Annotated in this window: 19 protein-coding genes; 8 read left to right on the top strand and 11 right to left on the bottom strand. The window is 67.9% G+C overall.

Annotated features, from left to right (window positions below; translation table 11 throughout):
* Positions 1–24: 24 nt before the first annotated feature.
* Together GGR89_RS11470 and GGR89_RS11465 are read right to left on the bottom strand one after the other, a co-directional pair.
* Complete coding sequence (locus GGR89_RS11470) at positions 25–1,602, bottom strand: cisplatin damage response ATP-dependent DNA ligase (RefSeq protein WP_125976881.1); 1,578 nt, start codon at positions 1,600–1,602, stop codon at positions 25–27.
* A gap of 33 nt (positions 1,603–1,635) precedes the next feature.
* Complete coding sequence (locus GGR89_RS11465) at positions 1,636–2,361, bottom strand: aspartate/glutamate racemase family protein (RefSeq protein ID WP_125976882.1); 726 nt, start codon at positions 2,359–2,361, stop codon at positions 1,636–1,638.
* 95 nt (positions 2,362–2,456) lie between these two features.
* On the opposite strand from GGR89_RS11465, the gene GGR89_RS11460 reads away from it, so the two are divergent.
* A complete protein-coding gene (locus GGR89_RS11460) occupies positions 2,457–3,293 on the top strand; it encodes a metallophosphoesterase (protein ID WP_125976883.1) in 837 nt (278 codons plus the stop codon).
* An 80-nt stretch (positions 3,294–3,373) separates the two neighbouring features.
* Positions 3,374–3,685 carry a hypothetical protein gene (locus GGR89_RS11455; protein ID WP_125976884.1) on the top strand — a complete coding sequence of 104 codons (312 nt, stop codon included), beginning with the start codon at positions 3,374–3,376 and terminating at the stop codon, positions 3,683–3,685.
* A 50-nt stretch (positions 3,686–3,735) separates the two neighbouring features.
* On the opposite strand, the gene GGR89_RS11450 is transcribed toward GGR89_RS11455, so the two are convergent.
* A complete protein-coding gene (locus GGR89_RS11450; protein WP_125976885.1) occupies positions 3,736–4,230 on the bottom strand; it encodes a Dps family protein in 495 nt (164 codons plus the stop codon).
* A 252-nt stretch (positions 4,231–4,482) separates the two neighbouring features.
* Here GGR89_RS11450 and rpmG point away from each other — a divergent pair, with 252 nt between their 5' ends.
* Positions 4,483–4,650, top strand: coding sequence for a 50S ribosomal protein L33 (rpmG, locus tag GGR89_RS11445; protein WP_010125625.1), 168 nt, complete (start codon positions 4,483–4,485; stop codon positions 4,648–4,650).
* Between the two features lie 88 nt (positions 4,651–4,738).
* Here rpmG and GGR89_RS11440 read toward each other — a convergent pair whose 3' ends face one another.
* The gene (locus tag GGR89_RS11440; protein WP_125976886.1) at positions 4,739–5,116 is read right to left on the bottom strand and encodes a response regulator; all 378 of its coding nucleotides are present in this window, start codon (positions 5,114–5,116) and stop codon (positions 4,739–4,741) included.
* Positions 5,117–5,149: 33 nt separating this feature from the next.
* Here GGR89_RS11440 and GGR89_RS11435 point away from each other — a divergent pair, with 33 nt between their 5' ends.
* The 4 genes from GGR89_RS11435 (at position 5,150) to GGR89_RS11420 (ending at position 7,543) form a co-directional block, all read left to right on the top strand.
* Positions 5,150–5,416: a DUF3572 family protein gene (locus tag GGR89_RS11435; protein WP_125976887.1), complete on the top strand. Its 267-nt coding sequence runs from the start codon at positions 5,150–5,152 to the stop codon at positions 5,414–5,416.
* A complete protein-coding gene (locus GGR89_RS11430) occupies positions 5,413–6,024 on the top strand; it encodes an HAD family hydrolase (RefSeq protein WP_125976888.1) in 612 nt (203 codons plus the stop codon). Before GGR89_RS11435 ends, GGR89_RS11430 begins: the two co-directional genes overlap by 4 nt.
* Before the next feature lie 42 nt (positions 6,025–6,066).
* The gene (locus GGR89_RS11425; RefSeq protein ID WP_125976889.1) at positions 6,067–6,531 is read left to right on the top strand and encodes a RidA family protein; all 465 of its coding nucleotides are present in this window, start codon (positions 6,067–6,069) and stop codon (positions 6,529–6,531) included.
* Between the two features lie 232 nt (positions 6,532–6,763).
* The gene (locus tag GGR89_RS11420) at positions 6,764–7,543 is read left to right on the top strand and encodes a TorF family putative porin (RefSeq protein WP_125976890.1); all 780 of its coding nucleotides are present in this window, start codon (positions 6,764–6,766) and stop codon (positions 7,541–7,543) included.
* Positions 7,544–7,653: 110 nt separating this feature from the next.
* On the opposite strand, the gene GGR89_RS11415 is transcribed toward GGR89_RS11420, so the two are convergent.
* The 7 genes from GGR89_RS11415 to GGR89_RS11385 all read right to left on the bottom strand — a co-directional run bounded on the left by GGR89_RS11415 (position 7,654) and on the right by GGR89_RS11385 (position 17,149).
* Positions 7,654–8,067 carry a DUF3035 domain-containing protein gene (locus tag GGR89_RS11415; protein WP_125976891.1) on the bottom strand — a complete coding sequence of 138 codons (414 nt, stop codon included), beginning with the start codon at positions 8,065–8,067 and terminating at the stop codon, positions 7,654–7,656.
* Positions 8,060–8,581 (bottom strand): signal peptidase II, encoded by a 522-nt coding sequence (gene lspA / locus GGR89_RS11410; RefSeq protein WP_125976892.1) that lies wholly within the window; start codon positions 8,579–8,581, stop codon positions 8,060–8,062. Before lspA ends, GGR89_RS11415 begins: the two co-directional genes overlap by 8 nt.
* Positions 8,581–11,487: an isoleucine--tRNA ligase gene (gene ileS / locus GGR89_RS11405; RefSeq protein ID WP_125976893.1), complete on the bottom strand. Its 2,907-nt coding sequence runs from the start codon at positions 11,485–11,487 to the stop codon at positions 8,581–8,583. Before ileS ends, lspA begins: the two co-directional genes overlap by 1 nt.
* Positions 11,488–11,699: 212 nt before the next feature.
* Positions 11,700–12,467: a class I SAM-dependent methyltransferase gene (locus GGR89_RS11400; protein ID WP_125976894.1), complete on the bottom strand. Its 768-nt coding sequence runs from the start codon at positions 12,465–12,467 to the stop codon at positions 11,700–11,702.
* Positions 12,468–12,469: 2 nt separating this feature from the next.
* Positions 12,470–13,597 (bottom strand): peptide chain release factor 2, encoded by a 1,128-nt coding sequence (prfB, locus tag GGR89_RS11395; RefSeq protein WP_125976895.1) that lies wholly within the window; start codon positions 13,595–13,597, stop codon positions 12,470–12,472.
* 81 nt (positions 13,598–13,678) lie between these two features.
* Positions 13,679–16,177 (bottom strand): penicillin-binding protein 1A, encoded by a 2,499-nt coding sequence (locus tag GGR89_RS11390; protein ID WP_125976896.1) that lies wholly within the window; start codon positions 16,175–16,177, stop codon positions 13,679–13,681.
* Between the two features lie 78 nt (positions 16,178–16,255).
* Positions 16,256–17,149 (bottom strand): N-acetylmuramoyl-L-alanine amidase family protein, encoded by an 894-nt coding sequence (locus tag GGR89_RS11385; RefSeq protein ID WP_241218027.1) that lies wholly within the window; start codon positions 17,147–17,149, stop codon positions 16,256–16,258.
* Between the two features lie 502 nt (positions 17,150–17,651).
* Between GGR89_RS11385 and GGR89_RS11380 the strand changes: the two genes are divergently transcribed.
* On the top strand, positions 17,652–20,306 hold the full coding sequence (locus tag GGR89_RS11380; protein ID WP_241218026.1) for an Rne/Rng family ribonuclease: 2,655 nt from the start codon (positions 17,652–17,654) through the stop codon (positions 20,304–20,306).
* Positions 20,307–20,353: the final 47 nt, after the last annotated feature.

Below are 20,353 nucleotides of genomic sequence, written 5' to 3'. Positions count from 1 at the left end.
GCGGCCCCCAAGAAATTTGTCCCCTCAGGTCACCATGCGGCGGAGACCCGCAATGGTGTCTGCCTCGGCGACGGGCTTGTCGGTGCGGATACGGGCGATTCGCGGGAAGCGCATCGCCAGCCCCGATTTGTGTCGCTTCGATTCGTGGATCGAATCGAACGCGACTTCGAGCACCAGCGACTTGTCGGTCTCGCGAACCGGGCCGAAGCGGTTCACCGTATGCGTGCGCACATGCCGATCGAGCCATTTGAGCTCCTCGTCGGTGAAGCCGAAATAGGCTTTGCCCACGGGGAGCAGCTCGCCGGTTTCGGTCCAGGCGCCGAAGGTGAAGTCCGAATAGAAGCTGCTGCGCTTGCCCGAGCCACGCTGCGCGTACATCAGCACGCAATCCGCGGTGAGCGGATCGCGCTTCCATTTGTACCACAGCCCCACCCGGCGGCCAGCGACATAGGGCGAATCGCGGCGCTTGAGCATCACCCCTTCGATCGCCGCATCGCGCGCACCGGCGCGGATTTCCTCGAGCGCGGCGAACTCGACGGCATCAATGACGGCGGAGATGTCGAAGCGTTCGGCATCGAGGCCGAGCACGAACCCCTCCAGCCGGGCGCGGCGTGCGTGCCAAGGCTGCTCGCGGACGTCCTCGGTCCCGTCGAACAGGATGTCGTACAGCCGCACGAACGCCGGGAACGCCGCCAGCGTCTTGGCGGAGACGACCTTGCGCCCCAGCCGCTGCTGGAGCGCGTTGAAGCTGCCCGCCTCGCCGCCCTGCACCTCGCCGCGCACCAACAGCTCGCCGTCGAGCACGCCCGGCGTCGCGAACGCCGCCGCCACTTCGGGGAAGCTGCGGGTGATGTCGTCGCCCGCGCGGCTATAGAGCCGGGTCTCACCGCCGGCATGGACGAGCTGCACGCGAATGCCGTCCCATTTCCATTCCGCGGCATAGTCGGCGAGGCTGACCTGCGTCTCTTCCAGCGGGTGGGCGAGCATGAACGGGCGGAATACCGGCACATCCTCGACGCGCGGCTGCTCGGCGCGACCCTCCGCCCAGTCGAAGAGCACGGCATAGGGCGGGTGCAGCCCGTGCCACACCTCCTCCACCGCGTCGACGTCGAGCCCGAAGGCCTGGGCGAGCGCGGTCTTGGCCAGCCGCGCCGAGATCCCGACGCGCAGCGCGCCGGTCGCCAGCTTGAGCAGCGCATAGCGCTCGTCGGCCTCGAGCCGGTCGAGCATCGCCGCGAGCACCGCAGGCGCGTCGGAGCGGGAGAGCGCGCCGAGCGTCGACACTATCTGCGAAAGGGTGAGCGGCGCGCTCTCGGGCGGCGGCACGGCGGGCTCGGGCCAGAGCAGCGCGATCGTCTCCGCCGAATCGCCGACGAAGTCGCGGCTCATGCCGTACAGCACCGGATCGACCCGCGACTCAATCATCGCGCGGAGCAGCGCCGGCTTCACCGCCGGGAGATCGAGCGCGCCGGTCAGTGCCGCCATCGCCCAGCCGCGATCGGGATCGGGCGTCACGCGCAGATAGTCGCCGATCAGGCGGAGCTTGGCATTACGCGAGCGGGTGTAGATCAGCCGGTCGAGCAGGTCGGCAAAAGCGCGCATGCGCGGCTAGATGGGTGCGCGCGGCGGATGGCGCTAGCCCTTGGTCGCCACCGCTCGATCGTTCGGCGACGCCAGCACCCAGTCGACTGCCGCGGCGGCATGGAGCGCGGTCGTGTCGAACACCGGCACCGGGCTGTCCTCCGCGCCGATCAGCAGCATGATCTCGGTGCAACCGAGGATCACCGCCTCGGCTCCCGCCGCCGCCAGCCGCTCGATGATCGCGCGATAGGCGGCGCGCGATTCGGGGACGATCCTGCCGGCAACCAGTTCCTCGTAGATCACCCGGTGCACGGTGGCGCGATCCGCCGCGTCGGGGACGAGCACGCGTAACCCGTGCCGCGCTGCCAGCCGATCCTTGTAGAAGGGCTGTTCCATGGTGAAGGCGGTGCCGAGCAGCCCGACCGTACCGAAGCTGGCCGCCTTGACGCGCGCGGCAGTGGGATCGGCGATGTGCAGCAGCGGGATCTCGACCGCGGCCTCCACCTGCGCCGCCAGCCGGTGCATCGTGTTGGTGCAGATCAGCAGTCCCTCGGCACCGCTCGCCTCCAGCCGCCGCGCCGCTTCCACCAGCCGGTCGCCCAGCGCATCCCAGTCGCCGCGATGCTGCAGCGCCTCGATCTCGGAAAAGTCGAACGACCAGAGCAGGCAGCGTGCCGAAGCGGTCCGCCCCAGCCGATCGCGCACGCCCTGGTTGAGGATGCGGTAATATTCCGCCGAGCTTTCCCAGCTCATCCCGCCGATCAGTCCGATCATCCGCATGCCCGCATGCGTGCCACGACCGGCCGCCGACATCCACCGCCGAATCGCGGCCGAGCGGGGTACGAAAAGCGCCCGCCATACTCTAGGGCCGGGGCATGAAGCGTTTCCTCCTCTGCCTGCTCGCGCTGGTCCTGCTGCTCGTCGGCATGCTTGGCTTCGGCCTCTGGACGGCGATGCGCGATCCCGTCGTGCGCCGGCTGACCATCCACGTGCGCGACTGGCCCAAGGGCGCCGCGCCGATGCGGGTAGTGCTGATCAGCGACCTGCACGTGGCCGGCCCCGAGACGCCGCCGTCGCGGCTGGCGCGCATCGTCGGCCAAGTCAACGCGCTGCGGCCGGACCTGGTGCTGATCGCCGGCGACATCGAGCAGTATCGCCGCGTGACGACGCGGGTCTATGACGCGGAGGAGGCGACCGCCCCGCTCGCCGCACTGCGCGCACGCTATGGCGTGATCGCGGTGCTCGGCAACCATGATTATGGGCGATTCGACAAGACCGACCTCCCGCCCTGGCTGAAGAAACAGGGCATCACCGTGCTGCGCAACGACGCGGTGCGCCGGGGGGCGCTGACGATCGCCGGGGCGGACGATCTCTACCATGGCAAATACCGGGAGAACCGCCTCGATCGCGCCGCGCGGGCGCTGCCCGGCCCCACCGTGGTGCTGAGCCACACGCCCGACATCGCGCCTACGCTCCCTGCCCGCTATCCGTTGGTGCTGGCGGGCCATACCCATTGCGGCCAGATCGTGCCGCCGCTGATCGGGCCGATCACCGCCTCGTCCAACTATGGCCTGCGCTATGTCTGCGGGCTGATTCGCGAACCCGGCCGCGACGTGCTGGTCACCGCAGGAATCGGCACCAGCGGCCTGCCGCTGCGGATCGGCGCGGTGCCCGATTTCTGGCTGCTGACCTTCGAGGGCAAGGCGCGCTGAGGATTCGCAAAGCTGCCTTATTTCGCCCCTAGCTTCCCGCTCGGGCGCGCGTTGCGCCCGTCCAGGGAGGGCTTTTTCCGATGAAGTTTCTTGTCGCAGGCGCGATCGCCGCTGCCATGCTGAGCCCCGCCGCCATGGCGCAGCAGACCCCCACGCCCGCCGCCGTCCCGGCAGCCGCAACCAAGTTCGGGCTCGATACGCCGATCGAGACGCTGCTCGCGGACGAAAGGGCCAAGGCGGTGCTCGACACCGACATTCCTGGCCTGTCGTCCCACCCGGCGCTCGACCAGTTCAAGGCGATGAGCCTGAAGGCGGTGCAGCCCTTCTCGAACGGCGCGCTGACCGACGAGATGCTCAAGAAGGTCGAAACCGACCTCGCCGCGATCAAGTAAGCGGCAAAAGGCCGGCGCACGCCCGCAGCGCGCGCCGGCCTATCTCCGGCTCAGCCCTTGCGGCTGGCCTCGAACAGGAACCAGGCGCGCTCTTCGGCCTGGTCGGTCCATTCGTCGACGATGCCGCTGGTGGCATTGTCCTTGGCCTCTTCGGCCGCTTCCTTCACCGCGCGGAAGCTCTCCACCAGCTTGAGATTGTCGTCGCGCAGTTCGGCGAGCATGTCACCCGGCGCGACGAACTCGGCATCATTATCCGAGATGGTCTGGCGGCGCGCGATGTCGCCGATCGAGCGCAGCGTGGTGTTGCCGGTCTTGCGGACGCGCTCGGCGATCGCATCGGTCACGCCCAGGATCTGCGCGGCCTGGTCGTCGAGCAGCAGGTGATAGTCGCGGAAATGCGGGCCCGAGACGTGCCAGTGGAAGTTCTTGGTCTTGAGATACAGCGTGAAGCAGTCTGCCAGCGCGCTGTTCAGGGCATCGGCAACGCTCTTGGTGTCGTTGCGGTTGAGGTCGGTCGGCGTCGCGAGTGCGGGATTTTCTGCCATGATTGTCCTCCTGGAGTGCGGTCGATTCGTTGCCCTAACGATCGGGATATAGGGTCCGGTTCCGTGAGGGAAACAGCCATACCCTGGGATTAACCCGATCAGGCTGATCGATAGAGCCGATGCGGCGTGCGGGCGCTTCGGCGCCAACACACTTGACTTTCCCGGGCGATTCGCGCATCCGCTCCCCCCTGTCAGCGGTGTGCCCATGGCGCGCCGCTCTTTTCTTTTCGCACGAATCAAGGGTTCCGGGTCATGGCAAAGCCGACCACCGTAAAGATCAAGCTCGTCAGCACGGCGGATACGGGCTTCTTCTATGTCACCAAGAAGAATCCGCGCACCCAGACCGAGAAGCTCAGCTTCCGCAAGTACGACCCGGTCGTGCGCAAGCATGTCGATTTCAAGGAAGCGAAGATCAAGTAACGCCGCCGGGCGCGCTGGCCGCGCCCGCGCTGTTTGATCGCATCGCGCCGGATCCTCGCGGGTCCGGCGTTTTCGCTGCATCGATCGTCTATTCGTCGATTTCGGCCATCAGCTTTTCGACCTGATCGACGAATCGCGCGAGCGAGATCGGCTTGGCGACATAGGAGCGCGCGCCCGCCGCGCGAATCCGCTCCTCGTCCTCGTGGCTCGAATAGGCGGTCACCGCCATGATCGGGATTCGGCCGAGCACGGGATCGGCCTGCATCTGGCCGATCAGCTCGAAGCCGGTGACGTGCGGCAGTTGCACGTCCATGATCACCAGGTGCGGCTTGAACCGCCGCGCGCTGGACACGGCCTCGCGCCCGTCGCGGACCGGCTCGGCTTCATAGCCGTGCGCGCGCAACAGGTCGCAGAACAGCTTCAGGTTCAATTCGTTGTCCTCGACAACGAGTACTCTTTTTGGCACGCGCTACCTCAACTCTGCGGGGCGGTTTAGGCGATGGCGGGCGACGTGACAAATCCCGAAACGGCGGCGCTGCAGGCACTCGTCTGGATTCTAAGTGATTCCGGCCGAGCCGCCCGGCTGCTCGACCTGACCGGACTCGATCCGGACACGCTGCGCGCCCGCGCCGGCGATCCCGCGCTGCTCGCCGCCGCGCTCGGCTTCCTCGAATCCTACGAGCCCGACCTGATCGCCTGCGCCGACGCGCTCGACCTTTCCCCCGCGGCGCTGGTCGATGCCCGCCGTCAGCTGGAATCCGCATGAAACCGCTGCTGATCACCGATTGCGACGAAGTCCTGCTGCACATGGTGCGGCATTTCGGCGAATGGCTGGGCGACACCCATGACATCGACTTCGCGCTCAACGGCAGCGCGTTCGAAGGCGCGATGCGGCGGCGCGGCGACGGCAGCACGCTGCAAGGCCCGGAGATGTGGGCGCTGCTCGACGGCTTCTTCCCCGGCGAGATGGCGCGCCAGACGCTGGTGCCGCACGCCCGCGAGGCGCTGGCCCGCATCGCCGAGGTGGCCGACATCGTCGTGCTGACCAACCTGCAGGACCATTGCCGCGATCACCGCATCACCCAGCTGGCGAATCACGGCATCGTCCATCGGGTGGAATGCAACCAGGGCGGCAAGGGCAACCCCGTGGCGCGGCTGGTGGCGGAGCATGGCGCATCGGTCGCGGTGTTCGTCGACGATCTCGCCACCCATCACGAATCGGTCGCCAAGCATGCGCCCGACGTGTTCCGCCTGCACATGGTCGCCGAGCCGAGCCTCGCGCCCAAGGTGCCCCCTGCCCCGCACGCCCATGCCCGGATCGACGACTGGCGCGACGCACAGGCCTGGATCCTGGAGCGCTTCGCCCACGCCTGAGCGCCCCTTGACCCTGCCCGCGCCCGGTGGTTGGGTCGCGCCATGACCACTGTGATCGATCGCAAGCTCGCCGAGCTCGGCCTCGCCCTTCCCGAGGCCGCCGCTCCTGTCGCCGCCTATGTTCCGGTTGTCGAAGCCGGCGGGCTGCTCCATGTCTCGGGCCAGTTGCCGTTCAAGGACGGCGCGCTGATGACCGGCCGCCTCGGCGAGGACCGCGACGTCGCCTTCGGCACCGAGGCGGCGCAGCGCTGCGGCCTGATGCTGGTCGCGCAGATCAAGAAGGCGCTCGACGGCGACCTCTCGCGGGTCAAGCGGGTGGTGAAGCTGGGCGTGTTCGTCAACTCGACCGCCGACTTCACCGACCAGCCCAAGGTCGCCAACGGCGCATCGGAGCTAATGCAGGCGCTGTTCGGCGAAGCCGGCCGCCATGCCCGCAGCGCGGTTGGCGTTGCCGCCCTGCCGCTGGGTGCCGCCGTCGAAGTCGACGCGATCATCGAACTCGCCTGAACCTCCGCCGCTTCTTCGGCCCGTTCCAGGCTGAGGAAGCGGCGTGCCTGTGGCGCGCCAGCAACACTACGTTACAATCTTCACGCGGAAAACGGGCAGCTATTGTGTGCCGCTGCCCGGCTCTGGCAATCTTTTGTTGCAATTCGGAAGTCGCCCGGGACGTAGAGCCCAGCCGCATGCGATGCCGACTGCAGCAGGTGAGGAACCCTTTGTTTCCAATGAAAGGGATTCCATGCGCTTCTCCTCGATCAGCCTCGGCGCGCTGCTGCTCGCCACGACCGCGCCCGCGATGGCGCAAGAGACCGCCCCGCCGCCCAGCATCACCATCAACGGCAGTGCGACGCTGATCAGCGACTACAAGTTTCGCGGCGTCTCGCAGACCGACGGCAATTTCGCGGTGCAGGGCGGCGCAACCGTCAGCCATGCCTCGGGCTTCTACGTCAGCTTCTGGGGTTCCTCGGTCGACAATTACGTCACCGCGCACGGCACCGCGCACCAGGAGATCGACCTGATCGCCGGCTACAAGCACGGCTTCAAGAATGGCGTCACACTCGACGTCGGTGCGCTCTATTATGTCTATCCGGGCACCCGCCCCGGCGGCGACCATACGTCGTCGGACTTCATCGAGCCCTATGCCTCGCTATCCTATGCGCTGGGGCCGGTGACCGCAAAGGGCACGGTCAACTATGCGCCGAAGCAGAAGGCGCTCGAGCTCGACCAGGGTGCCAATCCTGCGACGCCGAAGCAGGACAATGTCTATATTGCCGGCGACATCTCCGCCGCGGTCCCGAAGACGCCGATCAGCCTCACCGCGCATATCGGCCACACCTTCGGGCCCGACTGGCTGGCGATCGGCAAGGAATATACCGATTGGAGCCTCGGCGCCGCCTATACCTACAAGGCGCTCACCTTCGGCGTGTCCTATGTCGATACCGACGCCACGCTGATCACCCCGAGCGGGCACGATGCCGCCAAGGGCAGCATCCTGGGTTCGGTGGGCGTCAGCTTCTGACCGCAAGGGCTTGCGGGGCCGCTCCCGATTGCATCTTCCCCCGCATGTACAAAAAAGCGCCGGCCCGCATTGTGGGGACCGGCGCTCTTTGTGTGACGTGAGGCGCGCGCTTACTGCGGCGTCTTGACGCTCGCGTCCTTGTTGTCGCCCTGGGGCGACTTGAGGATGTCCTGGGTCGTGGTCCCCTTGTCGACGACGGTGGTCGACGGGCTGCCGGCGTTGCTGCGCACGCCGGCATCGGCGCTGGCGGCTCCTGCCTGGTCGAGCGTCGCGGTCTCGGCCGGGCTGCGCGCCGCGGTGCCGCCAAACAGCGCCTCGAGCGCCTGATCAGACGGGTTGGTATCCTGCGGGCGGGCCGCACCCGGCTGCGGCGGACGCAGCGAGAAGTCGGGCGGGATCACCAGCGGCGCCTGGCGGGCCACCGCGAACTCGTCCGGACGCGCCCGGTCATACCCCTTCTTGCCGCATGCCGAGAGCGAGGCCACCAGGGCGACGCCGGTCGCGACGAGGATCAACTTACGCATTGAATTTCTTCTCCACAGGGGCAGGCGACTTGGGGTTCTTGTCGCGAACGAGCAGGGCACGGAGCAGCAGGATCACCACGCCGATGGTAATCGCGGCATCGGCCACGTTGAAGACCAAAAAGGGGCGCCACTCGCCGAAATGCAGATCAGCGAAATCGACGACATAGCCGAGGCGGCTGCGATCGAGGATGTTGCCGCACGCCCCGCCCAGCACCAGGCCGAGCGCGACGACATCGCCCGCCTTCTTCTCGCGCAGCATCCACACGCAGACGCCGACCGCGATGCACGCGGTCATCAGCACCAGCAGCCAGCGCATCGTCGGGCTGTTGGCCGAGAGCAGGCCCAGCGACACGCCGATATTCTTGACGAAGCGCAGGTCGAAGAACGACGTGATCGTCATCGAATCATTCTGCACCACCAACCCCAGCGGGCCGGTGACGATATACTTGGTCAGCTGGTCGAGCACGAACACAGCCAGCGCCGCGGCGAAGCCATAGACGCGAACCTGCTTCATCACGACACCACCTCTGCGCAACGGTCGCACAATGCCCCATCCTGCGTCACTTCGGGAAGATGGCGCCAGCACCGGCCGCATTTGTGGCGATCGGTGGGCGTGACCGTGACATCGGCCGCCTGGTCCACCTTCGCCACGATGAACAGCTCGGTGAGTTCCTCCGCCGGCATCGGCAGCGTCGGCACGGTCACTTCGGCCTCGAGGCTGGAGCGCACCTTCTTCTCGCGGCGATAGGGCTCGATCGCCTCGGTGACGGTCTGGCGCAGTGCGCGGATCGCGGTCCAGTCGTGCTCGACCGAGGCGCCCTCCGGCAGCACCGGCCATTCCAGCTCGTGGACCGATCCGTCCTTGCTCGGATAGCGGCTCTGCCACACTTCCTCGGCGGTGAAGGCGAGGATCGGCGCGGCGTAGCGGACCAGCGCGTGGAACAGCGTGTCCAGCACGGTGCGATAGGCGCGGCGCTTGGGATCGGTCGCCGCGTCGCAGTAGAGGCAATCCTTGCGGATATCGAAGAAGAAGGCCGAGAGGTCCTCGTTCATGAAATCGCCGAGCGCGCGCGCATAGCGGTTGAACTCGAACGCCTCCGCCGCCGAGCGCAGTTCCGCATCCAGCGCCGCCAGCTTGTGGAGCACATAGCGCTCCAGCTCGGGCATGTCGGCGACTGCCACCTTCTCGGCCTCGCCGAACCCGTCGAGCGCGCCGAGCAGATAGCGGAAGGTGTTGCGGATCTTGCGGTACGCGTCGCCGGTGCCGGCCAGCACTTCCTTGCCGATGCGAACGTCGTCGAAATAGTCGGTCTGCGCGACCCAGAGGCGCAGGATGTCCGCGCCGCTCTCGCCGATGATCTTCAAGGGATCGACGACATTGCCGAGCGACTTGGACATTTTCTTGCCCTGGCCGTCGAGCGCGAAGCCGTGGGTGAGCACCGCGTCATAGGGCGCCCGGCCGCGCGTGCCCGACGATTCGAGCAGCGACGACTGGAACCAGCCACGATGCTGGTCCGATCCTTCGAGATAGAGATTGGCGCGGACACCCTCGCCGTAGCGCGCCTCGATGACGAAGCTGTGGGTCGAGCCGCTGTCGAACCACACGTCGAGAATGTCGGTGACGACCTCATAGTCCTCGGCCCGGTAGTCGGGGCCGAGCAGCGCCTGGTGGTCGGCCTGGAACCAGGCATCGGCCCCGCCGGCGCGGAAGGCGTCGAGGATACGCGAGTTGACCGCCGGATCGCGCAGATAGTCGCCGGTGGCGCGGTTCACATAGAGCGCGATCGGCACGCCCCAGGCGCGCTGGCGGCTGATCACCCAGTCCGGGCGGCCCTCGACCATCGCGCGGATGCGGTTGATCGAGCGCTCCGGCACCCAGCGGGTGTGCTCGATCGCATCGAGAGCGATCTCGCGGAGCGTGGGGGCGTTGCTTTCCGCTCCCCCTCCCGCGTGCGGGAGGGGGCTGGGGGGTGGGCCCCCGGCATCCGCGAGCGCTTCGCTGGTGGAGAGCGAGGGCCCACCCCCGGCCCCTCCCGCAAGCGGGAGGGGAGAGGGTCTATCCATCGGGATGAACCACTGCGGCGTCGCGCGGAAGATGATCTTCGCCTTGCTCCGCCAGCTGTGCGGATAGCTATGCTGGAAGTCATCCGAGGCGGCGAGCAGCGCGCCGGCCGCGCGCAGGTCCGAGCAGATCGGGCCTTCGGCGCTCACGAACTTCTTGTTGATCACCGATCCCTGGCCGCCGAGCCACAGCCAGTCGGCACGGTACATGCCCGCGCCGTCGACCGCGAACACCGGATCGATGCCGTGCGCCTTGCACAGCAGGAAGTCGTCCTCGCCATGATCCGGCGCCATGTGGACGAGGCCGGTACCCGCATCGGTGGTGACGAAGTCGCCGGGCAGGAACGGCCGCGGCCTGGCGAAGAACCCGCCGAGCGCGTGCATCGGGTGAAGGGCGACGGCGCCGGCGAGCTGGGAGCCCTTCAGCACGTTAGCGAACATCAAGCCCGCATCATCGGCGGGCAGCGAAGCCTCGTCACGGAGACTCAAACCGGTCCGCTTGAGGAATGCATCAACGAGATCAAAAGCAACGAGGTAGGTGCGTCCATCGCTCGCAGGTACGCGAGAGTAAGCGATCCCCTCGCCATAGGCCAACGCCTGGTTCACCGGGATCGTCCACGGCGTGGTCGTCCAGATCACCGCATGCGCGCCGACCAGCTCGGGGGCGTTGGGCGCGTGCGTAATCTCGAACGCCACGTCGATCTGCGTCGAGGTGATGTCCTCATATTCGACCTCGGCCTCGGCCAGCGCGGTCTTCTCCACGGGCGACCACATCACCGGCTTGGCGCCGCGATAGAGCTGGCCGCTCTCGGCGAACTTGAGCAGCTCAGCCGCGATCCGCGCCTCGGCGTCGAACTTCATGGTCAGATAGGGATCGTCCCAGTCGCCCAGGATGCCGAGCCGCTCGAACTGACCGCGCTGCACCGCCACCCATTTTTCGGCATAGGCGCGGCATTCGGCGCGGAAGGCGACGGGGTCGACTTCGTCCTTGTTGAGCTTCCTGGCGCGGTACGCTTCCTCGACCTTCCACTCGATCGGCAGGCCGTGGCAGTCCCAGCCGGGGACATAGGGCGCGTCCTTGCCCATCAGGCTCTGGCTGCGGACGACGATGTCCTTCAGGATCTTGTTGAGCGCATGGCCCATGTGAATGTCGCCATTCGCATAAGGCGGGCCGTCGTGCAGCAGGAAGCGCTCGCGGCCGGCGCGGGCCTCGCGCAGCTTGCTGTAGAGCTTAATGCGCGCCCAGCGCTCGAGGATGGCGGGTTCCTTGGCGGCAAGCCCGGCCTTCATCGGAAAATCGGTCTTCGGCAGGAAGACGGTGTCGCGCCAGTCGCGCTGGGTGTCGGTTGCGTCAGTCATGGGTCGCGCGGGATTAGCCGGTGTGGCGGGGGAAGTCATCCCTGCTCTTCTTCTAAGCCCCTCCCCTTCAGGCGCATCAGGTGAACAGCGCGGGGCGCTGTTCACCTGATGCGGGGTTGGGGTGGGGCTGTGTCTCACAGAGACCAACGCACGTTCTGGCATCCCTCCACCCCCCAACCCCTCCTCCCAGGAGGAGGGGCTAGAAGAGAAGGTTACTCGTGCGCCCCGTTGGGCTTGGGCGTCACCGCCTTGGCATGCGCGCCGGACTTGCAGGCGCGGATCGTCTCGGGCTCGGGCCGCGCGCCGCGCGCCTCGAACACCGCCATGTACCCGCCCGCCGACGCCATCGGCAGCATCGACACCTGCACATAGCCCACCGCCGCGAACTCGCACTTGAGCAACGCCGGCGGCGTGCCGTGATTCTCGGTGGCGCGATCGGCATCCACCACCACCACCTGCCCGCCCGGCGCCAGCGAGGGGCGCAGCCGCCACAGGAACTCGTAGGGCGATTCGATCTCGTGGTACATGTGGACCATCAGCACGCGGTCGAAGCTGTTCTCGGGCAGCCGCGGATCGGCGGGCAGGCCGAGGCGGACGCTGACATTGTCGAGCTTCTCGCGCACCACGCGCGTCGCCAGCGCGCTGATATAATCGGGGACGATGTCCTCGGCGACCACCCGCCCCTTCGGCCCGACGCGCTGGCCGAGGCGGATCGTGTAATAGCCCTCGCCCGCGCCGATATCGGCGACGGTCATGCCGGGCTTGATGCCGGCCAGGTCCATCACCTTGCTCGCCTCGTTCAGCCGGTCGCGCTCTTCCTCGCTCGACCAGCGCGAGGAGACGATCGTCGCCACCGGCCGGTCCGCCGCCGGGAAGCCCGAATTGGCCGGATCATGGCGCTCGTTGCGCACCGCCCGCGGACTGCCGTCGCACGCCGCCAGCAGCAGCGTCACGCCGAGCAGCAGGGGCCGCGCGCGCAAGCTCAATCGACATCCTCCACCGCGACGGCCTCGCCCGTCACGCGCTGTGCTAGCGCGGCGGCCATGAAGCTGTCGAGATCGCCGTCGAGCACGTCGCTCGGCGCGGTGGAGGTGACGCCGGTGCGCAGATCCTTCACCAGCTGGTAGGGCTGGAGGACGTAAGAGCGGATCTGGTGGCCCCAGCCGATATCGGTCTTGGTGGCGTTCTGCGCGTCGGCCACCGCCTCGCGCTCGGCCAGTTCGCGCTCGTAGAGACGGGCGCGGAGCTGGTTGAACGCCTCGGCGCGGTTCTTGTGCTGCGAACGCTGGTTCTGGCACTGCACCACGATACCGGTCGGCAAGTGGGTGATGCGCACCGCCGAATCGGTGGTGTTGATGTGCTGGCCGCCCGCGCCCGAGGCGCGATAGGTGTCGATGCGCAGCTCGCTCTCGTTGATCTCGATCTCGATATTGTCGTCGATCACCGGATAGACCCAGACGGATGCGAAGCTGGTCTGGCGGCGCGCGTTCGAATCGAACGGGCTGATGCGGACCAGGCGGTGGACGCCGCTCTCGGTCTTGGCATAGCCGTATGCGTTCTCGCCCTTGAACAGCAGCGTCGCGGACTTGATGCCCGCCTGTTCGCCGGCGTGATAGTCGACCAGCTCGACCTTGTAGCCGTGGCGCTCGGCCCAGCGCGTGTACATGCGCTGGAGCATTTCGGCCCAGTCGTTCGATTCGGTGCCGCCCGCGCCGGCGTTGATCTCGACATAGGTGTCGTTGGCGTCAGCCTCGCCCGAGAGCAGCGCCTTGACCTTGTCGGCATCGGAACGCTCGGCGAGTGCACGCAGGCTCTCGGTGCCGTCGGCGGCCATTTCCTCGTCGCCCTCGGCCTCGGCCATCTCGATCAGCTCGACCGTGTCGCTCAGCTCGCTCTCGATCGCGCGCGTCGCGGAGATCGATTCGTCGAGGCGGCGACGCTCGCGCATCACGTCCTGCGCCTTCTTGGCGTCGTTCCACAGCGTCGGATCCTCGACGCGCGCGTTCAGCTCGTCGAGGCGGCGCAGCGCGCGGTCCCAGTCGAGCGAGCGGCGCAGCAGCGCGAGGGCCGCGTTGATCTTGTCGACATATGCCTGCGCTTCAGCGCGCATGTTCCAAACCTTCCGAAGTATCCGCCGGCCGCATCCCGGACGATGCGGCGATCTCAAGCCATATAGGGTGTGGCGGCCTCGCTAGTAGATTCCGCCCTGTTGTTGCAAGAAGTCGCTATCGCCCTGGCGATCGGCCTTGCGCTGCACCGGCGCCGCCGCGGCGGGTGCCGCTTCGGTATTGGCGGTGCGGCGGGTGCGGCGCGGATCGCTGTCCGGGCGGAAGGCCTCCCAGATGATCGAGGAGAGCGGATCGTCGGTCGGCCAGCCATATTGCACCGGGCGCCCGCTGCCGCGATCGATGCGCACCATGCGGATCCCCGGCGGCGCGACGAAGGGCAGCGGATCCAGCCCTGCATAGGCAGGCACCGCGAATTCCTTGAAGATCGGCGCGGCGATCGAGCCGCCCTGCGCATAGCCGCCGAGGTTCGAGGGCGTGTCATAGCCGAGATACAGGCCGCCGATCATCTGCGGGGTGCCGCCGACGAACCACACGTCGGTCGGGCCGGTGGTGGTGCCGGTCTTGCCCATCATCGGGCGGCCCAGATCGCGCAGCACGGTCGCGGTACCGCGCTGGACGACGCCCTCGGTGATATGGACCATCTGGTAGGCGACCATCGGGTCGATCACCTGCCGCGCACGGACGATCGGGCGCGGCATCGCCTTGCCGTCCCAGTCGCGCGCATTGCAGCCCGAGCAGGCGCGCCAGCCGGCCGGGAAGATCACCTTGCCGCGACGGTCCTGGACGAAGTCGATCAGGGTGGGATTGAGCGCGCGGCCCTGGTTCACCAGGATCGAATAGGCGTTGACCATGCGCAGCACCGTCGTCTCGCCCGCGCCCAGCGCATAGGAGAGATAGGGCGGCAGCCGGTTCTTGGAGACGCCCAGCCGCTGGATCGTGTCGACCACCTTGTCCATGCCGGTGGCGTTGGCGATCTGCACGGTCATCAGGTTGCGCGACTGTTCGATGCCCCAGCGCAGCGTGTGCGGACCGGCGCCGCGGGCATTGCCGAAGTTGCGGAAGCACTTGTTGCCCAGCCCCGCCCCTTGCCACACGCAGAAGGGGCCATCGACGACGATCGAAGCCGGGGTCATCCCGTTCTCGAGCGCGGCGGCATAGACGATCGGCTTGATCGTCGATCCCGGCTGGCGGGTCGCCTGGGTGGCGCGGTTGAACGCCTGGAGGCGCGAATCGAAGCCGCCCTGCATCGCGAGCACGCGGCCGGTCGAGGGATCCTCGACAACCATGCCGCCCGATACCTTGGGCACGCTGCGCAGGCCCCAATTGCCGCCCTCGGGCGCCACGGCGAGAATGTCGCCGACCTTGATCGCGTCGAAGGCATGGCCGCCCTTGCCGCGGATCGGCATCTGTGCGGCGCTCTCGGGCAGCGTGCCGCTGTTGCCATCGTCGAAGCCGAGTTGGACGCTGCGCGAATCGCGGGAGATCACCACGGCGGCGCGCCAATTGTCGTAGTCGACGCCGATATTCTTGGAGACGAAGGCCGAATACCAGCCATCGCCTTCAAACTGCACCTTGCCGATCGGACCCGACCAGCCGCGGCCGCGGTCGTAGCGCAGCAGGCCGTCGCGCAGCGCGCGCTGGGCATAGGCCTGGAGCCGCGGATCGAGCGAGCTGCGCACCCACAGGCCGCCGTCATAGACACTGTACGGCCCGTCCTCGCGCTTCTCGCCGAATTGGCGGGCGAGCTGGCGGCGGACCTCCTCGACGAAATAGCCCCCCACCCGCTCGAAGCGCGGCGTCTGGCGCGGCACCGTGCCGAGCGGCGAGGCCACCGCCTCGTCATGCTGCGCCTGGTTGATGAAGCCGTTGCGCAGCATTTCGCCGAGCACCCAGTTGCGGCGATCGAGCGCGCGCTGGGTGTTGCGATCGGGGTCGTAATTGGCAGGGCCCTTGGGCAGGATCGCCAGATAGGCCATCTGCGCCAGGCTCAACTTGTCGAGCGGCTTGCCGAAATAGGCCTCGCTCGCCGCCGCCACCCCGCCCGAATTGCGCCCGAGTTCGATGGCGTTGAGGTACAATTCCATGATCTGCGGCTTCGACAGCGTATCCTCGATCCGCCAGGCGAGGATCGCTTCCTTCAGCTTGCGGGTATAGCTCGCCTCGTTGCCCACCGCGAGGTTCTTGGCGACCTGCTGGGTGATGGTGGAGGTGCCGCGCGGGGTCTTGCCGCGAAGGATCCCTTCGCCCACGGCGCGCACCAGACCGGGGAAATCGAGCCCGTGGTGCGAGAAGAAGGTACGATCCTCGGCCGCCATATAGGCGCGGACCAGCAGCGGCGGGAACTCGTTGTAGCTGAGCTGCACGCGGCGCATCTGGGCATAGGCATGGATCGGCGTGCCGTCGGCCGAGCGGACGTAGCTCGGCAGCTGCGGCTCGTAGCTGCGCAGCTTGTCGACCGAGGGCAGGTCGCGCGCGACGAGCAGCCAGACGGCGAACACCAGCAGTCCGGCGAGCAGCGCCAGGATCGCGAGCACGCGGAACCACCAGCGCCGCCGCAGCCGCGCCCAGCGTCCGGGCGTGCGTTCGATACGGATGGTTTGGGGAGTGTCGCCGTCGGCCATGCGGCGCGCGGTGTAGCACCTTTTCGGGCGGAAGAAAGGGAGCCGCGCCCGGCGCCTATCTCAATCCAGCTTCCCGCGTCAGCGCGTGGCGAGGAAGATTTCGGTCGCCCGCCGCACCGCTGCGGCGAGCCGTGCGCGCGCCTCCACCGAGCCGAGCGCCTGCGCATCCTCGGCATTGGAGACATAGCCGAGCTCGAACAGCACCGAGGGCATGTCGGGCGCCTTGAGCACCATCAGCGCCGCCATGCGCCGGGGCCGGGCATGCAGCCGCATCGCCGGCGCTACCTCGCGGGCGAGCAGGTCGGCATAGCGCGCGGACACCGCCATGGTGCGGCGCTGAGCGAGATCGATCAGCAGCGAGGCGATATCGGCACGCTCGCTCCCCAGATCGACGCCGGCGAGCAGGTCCGCGCGATTCTCGCGCGCCGCCATCCGCGCCGCTTCCTTGTCCGAGGCGACTTCGGACAGTGTGTAGAACGTGCCACCCGCCGCCAGCGGATCGGCCGCGCTGTCGCAGTGGAGCGACAGGAACAGCGCCGCGCCCAGCCGGCGGCCGATATCGGCACGCTGCTGCAGCGGCACGAACGAATCGCTATCGCGCGTCATCGCCACGCGGACGCGGCCCGAGGCGAGCAGCGCGTCGCGGATCGCACGCGCGGCTTCGAGCGTCAGTGCCTTTTCGGTGATGCCGTCGACACCCGGCGCACCGGGATCACGCCCGCCATGGCCGGGATCGAGCACCACCAGCGGCAGCCCGGCCGCACCCTGCACGCGCGGCAGCGGCGCCCCCTTGGCTGCCACCGGTTCGGGCATCGCGAGGCTGACGCTATAGGCCTCCACGCGCCAGGCGAAGCGCGGGCCCGCCTCGCCCTCGAGGGGCACGATCAGCGCGCCCTCTTCCACCCGCACGCGCTCGGCAAGGCAGATCCAGCCGGGCAGACCGGTCAGCCAGCCGGCGAGCAGGAACAGCATCCAGGACACGGCCTCGCTATGCCGCGCCCGCCCCCGACCGGTCCAGCCTCCAAATGGAGGCGAAGGACTTGGTTAACCGGATGCGAAGAACCATTTGCTACGGCGAGGGATCGAAATCCTCCCAAATGCTTTTTGGCGCTCGGGGGACCCAAATCTTCCAAAGCCGAGCCGGTTGCCGCAACGACACAGCGGTGCTAGGCAGGATATGCTTCCGGCACTGCGCCGGATCAGGCACGCGACGCTTCTTTTGTCGCGACAGTTCAGGTTGACGTTCGCATGAGGCAATTTCCCCACCGTCCGCATCGCCAGGCCTTCGCGGCCGGCAGCGTGGCGATGGTGGAGCAAGGGGACCGCTGGTCCGCTCGTGCCCGTGCAGCAACAGCAGTTTTTGAAACCCGCGCCACCCGGATCGGCCTCGCCGATCGTCTGGGGCGCTTCTTGTATCGCGCGCTCGCGCCCCATTCCCTCGAGGAACTGTGCCGGCGCGCCCGGAGAATCATCAATGACCATGCGTATGCTGATCGACGCACGCCACCGGGAGGAAACCCGCGTGGCCGTCGTCAAAGGGAATCGAATCGAGGAATTTGACTTCGAGTCCGCTGAGCGCAAGCAGCTCAAGGGCAATATCTATCTCGCGAAGGTGACCCGCGTCGAACCGTCGCTGCAGGCGGCCTTTGTCGATTACGGCGGCAACCGCCACGGCTTCCTCGCCTTCTCGGAAATCCATCCCGACTATTACCAGATTCCCAAGGAAGATCGCGAAGCCCTGCTGCGCGAAGAGGCCGAGCATGCCGCGCAGGAAGCCGCGCTGCGCGAAGCCGATGGGGATGACGACGACGATCGCCACGATCACGACGACCATGATCACGACGACCATGAAGACGGCGTCGAGATGGTCGAGCGTGCGCATGACGACGAGGAAGCCGCGGAAGGCGAAGACGCGCCGCAGGGCGGCCGCCGCCGTCGCGGTCGTGGCGGCAATGGCGACGAGGCGGAGGCGCTGCGCCAGCGCCGCATGAACCTGCGCCGCCGCTACAAGATCCAGGACGTGATCCGTAGGCGTCAGGTGCTGCTGGTCCAGGTCGTCAAGGAAGAGCGCGGCAACAAGGGCGCGGCGCTGACCACCTATCTCAGCCTCGCCGGCCGCTACTGCGTGCTGATGCCGAACACCGCGCATGGCGGCGGCATCTCGCGCAAGATCAACTCGGCGGCCGATCGCAAGCGCCTCAAGGCCATCATGGCGGACCTCAAGCTGCCCGCCTCGATGGGCTGCATCGTCCGCACCGCCGGCCTCCAGCGCACCAAGACCGAGATCAAGCGCGACTTCGACTATCTCGCCCGCCTGTGGGACGAGATTCGCGAGAAGACGCTGACCTCGTCCGCGCCCGCGCTCGTCTATGGCGACAGCGACCTGATGAAGCGGGCGATCCGCGACATCTACAATCGCGACATCGACGAGGTGATCGTCGAGGGCGAGGAAGGCTATCGCCAGGCCAAGGACTTCATGAAGCTCCTGATGCCGAGCCATGCCCGCAAGGTGCGCCAATATGCCGATGCGGTGCCGCTGTTCCAGCGCGCCGGGGTCGAGGAGCAGCTGTCGGCGATGTACCACCCGGTGGTGCAGCTCAAGTCCGGCGGCTATCTCGTGATCAACCCGACCGAGGCGCTCGTCTCGATCGACATCAACTCGGGCCGTTCGACGCGCGAGCACAATATCGAGCAGACCGCGACCGCGACCAACCTCGAGGCCGCCCAGGAAATCGCTCGCCAGCTCCGCCTGCGCGACATGGCGGGCCTGGTCGTGATCGACTTCATCGACATGGACCATTCGTCCAACGTCCGTAAGGTCGAGAAGGCGATGAAGGAGGCGCTGAAGAACGATCGCGCCCGCATCCAGGTCGGCCGCATCTCGCCCTTCGGCCTGATGGAAATGAGCCGCCAGCGCCTGCGCACCGGCGTGCTCGAGGCCTCCACCCGCACCTGCCCGCATTGCGAGGGCACCGGCCTGGTCCGCACCGCCTCGTCGGCGGGCCTGTCGGCGCTGCGCATGATCGAGGACGAGGCCGCCCGCGGCCGCGGTTCGCAGATTCTGCTGCGCGCCAGCCAGGAAGCGGCCTTCTACGTGCTCAACAAGAAGCGCAGCGAACTGGCCGAGATCGAGGATCGCTACGGCGTGCTGGTCGAGGTCGAGGCGGACGGCGAGCTGGAAGGCGCGCGGATGACGGTGGAGGCCTCGGGCCCGCCGCCGGCCTATGCGCCCAAGATCGAGCCGCTGCTCGAGGAGCCGGAAGAGGACTTCGTCGAGGAGATCGAGGAAGAGGAAGAAGAGCTCGAAGCCGAGGCGGAAGCCGAAGCCGCCGAGCCGCGCGAGCGTGGCGAACGTCCGGAGCGTGGTGACCGCGAGGGCGAAGGTCGCGGCAAGCGTCGCCGCCGCCGTCGTGGTCGTGGCCGCCGAGGTCGCGAGGAAGGCGAAGCCGGTCAGGACGAACAGGTCGAGACCGAAGGCGCCGAGGGGGACGTCGAGGCAGACGAGGCCGAGCCGGCCGAAGTCGAGGCGACTGCCGAGACCGAGGAAACCGCAGCCCAGCGCGAGGAAGGCGAGCGCAACCGCAAGCGCCGTCGTCGCGGCCGTCGCGGCGGCCGTCGCGGTGCCGGTGAAGAGGGTACCGAGCAGGCAGCCGACGATGCTGGGGAGGCCGACGAGGCCGAAGCGCCTGTCGCCGCCCCCGAGCCCGTCGCCGAAGCAGCCCCTGCCCCGGCAGAGGTAGAGGCCGAGCCGGAAGCCCCGGCCAAGCCGAAGCGCACCCGTCGCAAGAAGGCGGACGTCGAAGCGGAGGCCGCTCCGGCCGCCGTCGAGGCACCCGCCGAAGAAGCGCCGGCCAAGCCGAAGCGCACCCGCCGCAAGAAGGCAGACGTTGAGGCGGAAGCCGCGCCGGCTGCTGTCGAGGTGCCCGCCGAGGAAGCGCCTGCCAAGCCCAAGCGCACCCGCCGCAAGAAGGCGGACGTCGCCACCGAAGCGGCCCCCGAGGCACCCGCCGTGGAGGCACCGGTCGCACAGGGCGTGACCCCGGCAGCCGAAGAACCGGCCGCCGAGGAAGCCTCGGCCGAGGACGGCCAGCCCCGTCGCGGCTGGTGGCAGCGGACCTTCGGCGCCTGAGCAAGTTCCCCGGCGCGACCAGCCCGGTCGCGCCGGGGGCTTTCAGT

The organism is Sphingomonas trueperi, assembly GCF_011927635.1.
In the GTDB taxonomy this organism is placed as follows: Bacteria; Pseudomonadota; Alphaproteobacteria; order Sphingomonadales; family Sphingomonadaceae; genus Sphingomonas; species Sphingomonas trueperi.
Note: the sequence above shows the minus strand (reverse complement) of the source record. Positions and strands in the feature narration are given on the sequence as shown.

Coding starts and splice junctions, on each gene's coding strand:
- GGR89_RS11470 (WP_125976881.1), bottom strand. CDS start 1,602: ATGCGCGCTTTTGCCGACCTGCTCGACCGGCTGATCTACACCCGCTCG.
- GGR89_RS11465 (WP_125976882.1), bottom strand. CDS start 2,361: ATGCGGATGATCGGACTGATCGGCGGGATGAGCTGGGAAAGCTCGGCG.
- GGR89_RS11460 (WP_125976883.1), top strand. CDS start 2,457: ATGAAGCGTTTCCTCCTCTGCCTGCTCGCGCTGGTCCTGCTGCTCGTC.
- GGR89_RS11455 (WP_125976884.1), top strand. CDS start 3,374: ATGAAGTTTCTTGTCGCAGGCGCGATCGCCGCTGCCATGCTGAGCCCC.
- GGR89_RS11450 (WP_125976885.1), bottom strand. CDS start 4,230: ATGGCAGAAAATCCCGCACTCGCGACGCCGACCGACCTCAACCGCAAC.
- rpmG (WP_010125625.1), top strand. CDS start 4,483: ATGGCAAAGCCGACCACCGTAAAGATCAAGCTCGTCAGCACGGCGGAT.
- GGR89_RS11435 (WP_125976887.1), top strand. CDS start 5,150: ATGGCGGGCGACGTGACAAATCCCGAAACGGCGGCGCTGCAGGCACTC.
- GGR89_RS11430 (WP_125976888.1), top strand. CDS start 5,413: ATGAAACCGCTGCTGATCACCGATTGCGACGAAGTCCTGCTGCACATG.
- GGR89_RS11425 (WP_125976889.1), top strand. CDS start 6,067: ATGACCACTGTGATCGATCGCAAGCTCGCCGAGCTCGGCCTCGCCCTT.
- GGR89_RS11420 (WP_125976890.1), top strand. CDS start 6,764: ATGCGCTTCTCCTCGATCAGCCTCGGCGCGCTGCTGCTCGCCACGACC.
- GGR89_RS11415 (WP_125976891.1), bottom strand. CDS start 8,067: ATGCGTAAGTTGATCCTCGTCGCGACCGGCGTCGCCCTGGTGGCCTCG.
- lspA (WP_125976892.1), bottom strand. CDS start 8,581: ATGAAGCAGGTTCGCGTCTATGGCTTCGCCGCGGCGCTGGCTGTGTTC.
- ileS (WP_125976893.1), bottom strand. CDS start 11,487: ATGACTGACGCAACCGACACCCAGCGCGACTGGCGCGACACCGTCTTC.
- prfB (WP_125976895.1), bottom strand. CDS start 13,597: ATGCGCGCTGAAGCGCAGGCATATGTCGACAAGATCAACGCGGCCCTC.
- GGR89_RS11390 (WP_125976896.1), bottom strand. CDS start 16,177: ATGGCCGACGGCGACACTCCCCAAACCATCCGTATCGAACGCACGCCC.
- GGR89_RS11385 (WP_241218027.1), bottom strand. CDS start 17,149: ATGCTGTTCCTGCTCGCCGGCTGGCTGACCGGTCTGCCCGGCTGGATC.
- GGR89_RS11380 (WP_241218026.1), top strand. CDS start 17,652: ATGACCATGCGTATGCTGATCGACGCACGCCACCGGGAGGAAACCCGC.